This is a genomic window from Pseudoalteromonas sp. McH1-42, assembly GCF_022347845.1.
Classification (GTDB): Bacteria; Pseudomonadota; Gammaproteobacteria; order Enterobacterales; family Alteromonadaceae; genus Pseudoalteromonas; species Pseudoalteromonas rubra_D.
In genome coordinates this window covers 327,533-334,006 of the sequence record NZ_JAKRFU010000002.1, presented here as the reverse complement: position 1 = coordinate 334,006, position 6,474 = coordinate 327,533, and the positions used below count along the sequence as shown (strand labels likewise).

Here is a 6,474-nt window from a genome sequence, read left to right as displayed (position 1 = left end):
GGAAGAGCCGGATGACCTCGATGGTTTGCTAGAAGAAGAGCCTGACGCAGCGCCGGAAGAAGCATTGCTGACGGAAGAGCCGGATGACCTCGATGGTTTATTGGAAGAAGAGCCTGACGCAGCGTCGGAAGAAGCATTGCTGACGGAAGAGCCGGATGACCTCGATGGTTTGTTAGAAGATGAGCTGCTGACGGAAGAGCCGGATGACCTCGATGGTTTGCTCGAAGAAGAGCCTGACGCAGCGCCGGAAGATGAGCTGCTAACAGAAGAGCCGGATGACCTCGATGGTTTATTGGAAGAACAGTCTGACGCAGCGCCGGAAGACGAGCTGCTAACAGAAGAGCCGGATGACCTCGATGGTTTGTTAGAAGAAGAGCCTGACACAGCGCCGGAAGAAGAATTGCTGACGGAAGAACCGGATGACCTCGATGGTTTGCTAGAAGAAGAGCCAGTTGATCTGAACAGCTTACTAGAGGAAGAACCTGAGGCTATTTCGTCGACTGGTGCGGGTCACCTGGATGGTATGCTTGAAGAGGAAGCCGATCTTCAGTCATTGCACGATAAGGCCGAAGGCCCTGTTGAATTAGATCTAGAGGTCGCTGATCCAGTTGCAGAACCGGATGAACCCGCGTTAGCTGAAACGGAAGATGAGTTACTTGATGAGTTTGCCGAGGAGTTGGTGCACCCATCAGAAGAAGCTGAAACTCAGGCGCCGCCTCAGTTGCAAAATGTTGATGACTTACTGGAAGCGCTCGAAGCTGAAACGGATAACTTTGACACCGCGCTGGACAACGACGTAGAGATTGACCTTGGTGATGATCCACTCGCCGACGAAGATATAGACTTGTCCGAAGATGAAGAGCTCACCGAACTTGATCCCGTCACACCCAGCGAAGAACTGAGCAGTTATCCTGAATTGCAGATGGACGAATCAGAAGAGGAAGTGATTTCTCTGGATGATGACCTTGAGTCGGCAGTCAGTGAGACTGAAAGAGCACTCGCGCAAAGTCTGGAGCAAGATGAAACAGCTGGTTTACTCGATGATGAACTGGATGAAGATGGTGATGATTTACTGGATTTCGGTGGTGACTTTGATGATCTGGATGGGCCCGATTTTGAGATAGAGCTGGAAGGGGATACTGAGCAGAGCGTTGAGCCAGTCGCAGAGCAGCTAGAGGAAGGCACCTCTCTGGATGACGATTTAATGGATGAGGCGCTGGCAGATGAAGACTTCCCGGCATTTGACGAAGGCGAAGCGCTCGAAGCAATGGAGGCTGAACCAGCAGCGGCGGAGCCGGAGGCAGAAGAGGCCCCTTCAGAAGCAGTCGAAGCAGAACAAGCGGAGCTAGCGGATGATGCGCTGGCGGATGAAGACCTCCCGGCATTCGAAGAGAGCGACGCCCTTGAAGCGATGGAAGCAGAGCCATCTGCGGCAGAAGACACACTAGCAGAAGTGATCGAAGCACAAGAAGAGCTGTTAGCGGATGAGGCGCTGGCAGATGAAGAATTCCCGGCATTCGAAGAAGACGACGCCCTTGAAGCGATGGAGTCCGAGCTGGCAGCGGCGCAGCCGGAGGCAGAAGCGGTGCCTTTAGTAGAAGCCGAAATACCAGAAGAGTTGCTAGCGGATGATGCGCTGAAAGACGAAGACTTCCCTGCGTTTGAAGAGGACGACGCCCTTGAAGCGATGGAGGCCGAGCCAGCAGCGGCGGAGCCCGAGGCAGAAGCGGTACCTTTAGAAAAAGTCGAAGCAGAAGAAGAATTGCTAGCGGATGACACGCTGGCAGACGAAGACTTCCCGGCATTCGAAGAAGACGATGCGCTAGAAGCGATGGAGGCTGAGCCAGCAACGGCAGAAGAAGCGCTTTCAGAAGCAGTCGAAGCAGAAGAAGAATTGCTAGCGGATGACACGTTGGCAGACGAAGATTTCCCGGCATTCGAAGAAGACGATGCGCTAGAAGCAATGGAGGCTGAGCCAGCAACGGCAGAAGAAGCGCTTTCAGAAGCAGTCGACGCAGAAGAAGAATTGCTAGCGGATGATACGCTGGCAGACGGAGATTTCCCGTCGTTTGAAGAAAACGATGCGCTAGAAGCAACGGAGGCTGAGCCAGCAACGGCAGAAGAAGCGCTTTCAGAAGCAGTCGAAGCAGAAGAAGCGGAGCTAGCGGATGACACGTTGGCAGACGAAGACCTCTCGGCATTCGAAGAAGACGATGCCCTTGAAGCGATGGAGGCCGAGCCAGCAGCGGCAGAAGAGGCTCCTTCAGAAGAAGTTGAAACACCAGAAGAGTTGCTAGCGGATGACATGCTGGCAGACGAAGACTTCCCGGCACTCGAAGAAGACGATGCGCTTGAAGCGATGGAGGCTGAGCCCGCAGCGGCAGAAGAGACCCTCTCAGAAGAAGTCGAAGCAGAAGAAGCGGAGCTTGCGAATGATGTGCTGGCAGAAGAAGACTTCCCTGAATTCAATGAAGAAGATGCGCTCAGTGCCATGGCGTCGGAGCCGGAAGGAGAACTGGAACTTGAAGATTTGGAGGATGATTTATCCGACCTGATGCTCACGGATGACGATTTAGCCGAACTGGCCCAAAGCAACCCAGAAGAAGCCGAAGCGTCTGAAGAACCGGCACTCGCACAAGAGCCAGAGGCATTTTTGGATGAGCTTGGAGAGCTGGCCGACGAAGATGATACAGAAGAAACGCCAGAGCCCGAAATTAATATTGACGAAGCGGCCATCGAAGATGAGTTTCTTGCAGAGCTCAATGACACTGATTTCAGTGCCTTACTCGATGAATCGGCAGAACCGGATACCTCCGAAGTGGCCTTGTCAGAAGAACCAGAGCTGGATTTTGACGCGTTACTGAGTGAAGAGTTGGCACAGGATCTGGAAATTGAGAATATCGATGAACCAGCCGACAGTGATTTCGTCGACACCGAAACGGCTGCGGCAGAAGGGGACTTCCTGGAGATAGACGATTTGCTTTCGCAAAGCGAAGATGAACCTGCGCAGGAAGAGCCTTATCAATCTCCGGATATGGATGTGGGATTGGGGGACTTTGAAGAGCTACTAGCCGGTGAAAATGCCACAGATGTTGATCTGGAAGAAGATGGTTATGCTGCCAAGCTCGACCTGGTTCGTGCCTACATTGAAATTGGTGATTTTGATTCAGCGCAAAACGCGGTCGAGGAAATTCTTTCTGATGGGCCTGAGTCGGTACAGGCTGAAGCGCTGGCACTCCAACAGCAGATCAAATAAGTCGTTTGCCACGAGTGGGACGATGAAGTTGGTATTATCGGCGGCGATCGCATAAAATGCGCGGCTAAGTTCGAAATGAGAGTTTGAGTAGTTTATGCGTGTAGCTTTGGGGATTGAATACAATGGCGGAAATTATAGTGGCTGGCAACGTCAGTGCAATGTAAATAGTGTTCAGGAGGAGCTGGAAACAGCCCTGTCTAACATTTGTAATCACAAGGTTGACGTGGTCTGTGCCGGGCGAACAGATGCGGGTGTGCATGCCACTGGTCAGGTCATCCATTTCGATACCCATGCTGAAAGGGATATGAAAGCATTCACACTCGGAGTGAACTCTCAACTACCTGACGACATTGCTGTGCGCTACGCCACACCGGTCCATGAAGAGTTCAGTGCCCGTTTTAGTGCAACGGCCAGACGCTATCGCTATGTGATTTACAACAGTGTCAATCGTCCGGGCATTTTACGCAGTGGCGTGACCCATTACTACCACCCGCTGGATGCAGAGCTTATGCAGGCAGCTTGCCCTGTGATGATTGGTGAGCATGATTTCTCCTCTTTTCGGGCAGTGCATTGCCAATCAAATTCGCCGTGTCGTAATATTCATCATTTACAGGTCGATCGGTTTGGCGACTATATTGTTATTGATGTTAAAGCCAATGCGTTTTTGCATCACATGGTGCGCAATATCACGGGATGTTTGATGGATATTGGGGTGGGCAAATACCCGCCAGAGTGGATGGCCGAGTTATTACGTATTAAAGACCGTACTCAGGCCAGTGCGACTGCGAAACCGAATGGCTTGTACCTGGTCGATGTAGATTACCCTGAACGTTGGCAGGTCCCGTCAACGCCTGCCGGGCCGCTGTTCTTACCAGATGTGACTATTCGTTAATTTAGTTAAATAATGACTAAAGCGAAACTGAGCGCGAGCGTCTTAATCATTTGATACAACTAAGACCAGTTTTTTATATCACTGATGTCTTAATCATGTTTTAATTGGGAAATATATCTGCTATCTGCAGAGAGCGACACAGACTGAGCACTAAGAGAGTTGCAAATGAGTTGGTTAGAAAAAATCTTACCTAAAACGGCTAAATCGACGGGCAAAAAAGAGATCCCTGAAGGCGTTTGGGCAAAATGTACAGACTGCGATTCAATCCTGTACAAAGCGGAGTTGGAAAAGTCATTACATGTTTGTCCTAAGTGTGATCATCACATGCGGATCAGTGCGCGTAAGCGTCTGGAGAGTTTCTTAGACGATGGTGGTCGCGTCGAGCTGGGTACGCAGCACGAACCAAAGGACGTACTCAAGTTTAAAGATTCGAAAAAGTACTCAGATCGTATTACTTCGGCACAAAAAGTCAGTGGCGAGAAAGATGCCCTGGTGGCCATGAAAGGTACCCTTAAAGGTATCCCGGTTGCTGCCGTCGCGTTTGAGTTTTCATTTATGGGTGGATCAATGGCCTCTGTTGTTGGTGCCCGCTTCGTCGATGCTGTGAACGAGTGTCTTGAGCATAATATGCCGCTGGTTTGTTTTTCAGCGTCAGGTGGTGCACGTATGCAGGAAGCTCTGATGTCGTTGATGCAGATGGCTAAAACCAGTGCAGCTTTGGCTAAGATGAGTGAGCGTGGCTTACCGTTTATTTCAGTCATGACTGACCCGACTATGGGTGGTGTATCCGCGTCACTGGCTATGCTGGGCGACATCAACGTGGCTGAACCTAAAGCATTGATTGGTTTTGCGGGCCCTCGCGTTATCGAGCAAACGGTACGTGAAACTCTACCTGAAGGTTTCCAGCGCAGCGAATTCCTGCTGGAGCACGGTGCTGTCGACATGATCATCGACCGTCGTGAAATGCGTGACTCACTGGCACGTATTCTGGCCAAGTTCATGAACTTGCCTTCTACAGAACAAGAGCATAGAGTAGCGTAAATTTTTTAATTTGAGCGCACTATGTCAAAGACCACACCAAGCCAATCATCGACTCTAAATGATTGGCTTTGTTATTTAGAGCAGTTACATCCCGCCAACATTGCAATGGGCCTGGAGCGCGTAGCGCAGGCTGCCAACAATATCGATCTGCTCAATAGCAGCAGTAAAATCATTCTCATTGGTGGCACCAATGGCAAGGGCACCACGGCGCGTTGCCTTGAAGCCATGTTGCTGGCACAAGGTTACAGTGTTGGTACGTATGCCTCCCCGCACTTAATCCACTATAACGAGCGCGTTCGGATCAATGGTAACACCTTACCTGATCAGTCACATGTTGATGCCTTCTATGCATTGGATCAGGGTCGTGGAGAGGTTGAGCTGACGTTCTTTGAGTACGGCACATTGGGAGCATTATGGCTGTTTAAGCAGCACGCAGTGGATTACGTGCTCCTTGAAGTGGGTCTGGGTGGGCGTTTTGATGCCACCAATATTGTTACACCTTATGCCAGTGTGATCACCACCATAGATCTCGATCATAAAGAGTACTTGGGTGATACACGTGAGCTCGTGGGCTATGACAAAGCGGGTATTTTCCGCACAGGCACGCCTGCAATTGTAGGTGACCTGAACATTCCGCATACGGTGACGGACTATGGTGAGGAAATTAACGCTGAACTTATTCTGTCAAAACGCGATTTCCACTTTACGCCCTTGCCCGATGGGTTACGTTGGCAATATGGTGAGCACGACCTGACATTGGCGCAGCCTGCCATTCCTGCACAAAACGTCGCAACAGCATTAACCGTCCTTGCCAGGCTTAATTTATTGCCCGATGCCGAGCTTGTAAAGCAAACTTTGGATGCGTTACAAGTCGAAGGGCGGTTTATGCAGCTTAGCCAGCAACCCTTGATTTACACCGATGTGGCACATAACCCGGAATCGGCCCGTTACCTGAGAACGCAATTAATGCGTTTGAAAAATCAGGGCTTTAAAATTCATGCCTTAGTCGCTATGCTTGCTGATAAGGATAAAGCGAGCGTGATTGATGCCCTGTCAGATGTGGTTGAAAAATGGAGCTGTGCGTCGTTGGAAGGCCCCCGTGGCGAGCAAGCTGAGCAATTACTGACCTTGTTGCCTGCAGCGCATAGTGAACACAGTCAGGTATTCCCGAGTGTCGACTCGGCCCTGCAAAGTCTGCTTCCTCAGCAACATCAGGACACGGCACTGATTGTATTTGGCTCATTTGTGACTGTGGCTGCGGCCATGCAGTACTTTGAACAGTAGA

4 protein-coding genes are annotated in these 6,474 nt (G+C 50.7%); all 4 read left to right on the top strand.

What is annotated here, in order from left to right:
- A partial coding sequence (locus MHN31_RS03455; protein WP_275446727.1) for a FimV/HubP family polar landmark protein occupies nt 1-3,256 on the top strand: 3,256 nt, incomplete at its 5' end.
- 94 nt (nt 3,257-3,350) lie between these two features.
- Nucleotides 3,351-4,148 carry a tRNA pseudouridine(38-40) synthase TruA gene (gene truA, locus MHN31_RS03450; protein ID WP_125563465.1) on the top strand — a complete coding sequence of 266 codons (798 nt, stop codon included), beginning with the start codon at nt 3,351-3,353 and terminating at the stop codon, nt 4,146-4,148.
- Between the two features lie 165 nt (nt 4,149-4,313).
- The gene (accD, locus tag MHN31_RS03445) at nt 4,314-5,189 is read left to right on the top strand and encodes an acetyl-CoA carboxylase, carboxyltransferase subunit beta (protein ID WP_125563464.1); all 876 of its coding nucleotides are present in this window, start codon (nt 4,314-4,316) and stop codon (nt 5,187-5,189) included.
- Nucleotides 5,190-5,210: 21 nt separating this feature from the next.
- On the top strand, nt 5,211-6,473 hold the full coding sequence (folC, locus tag MHN31_RS03440; RefSeq protein ID WP_138539460.1) for a bifunctional tetrahydrofolate synthase/dihydrofolate synthase: 1,263 nt from the start codon (nt 5,211-5,213) through the stop codon (nt 6,471-6,473).
- Nucleotide 6,474 lies beyond the last annotated feature (1 nt).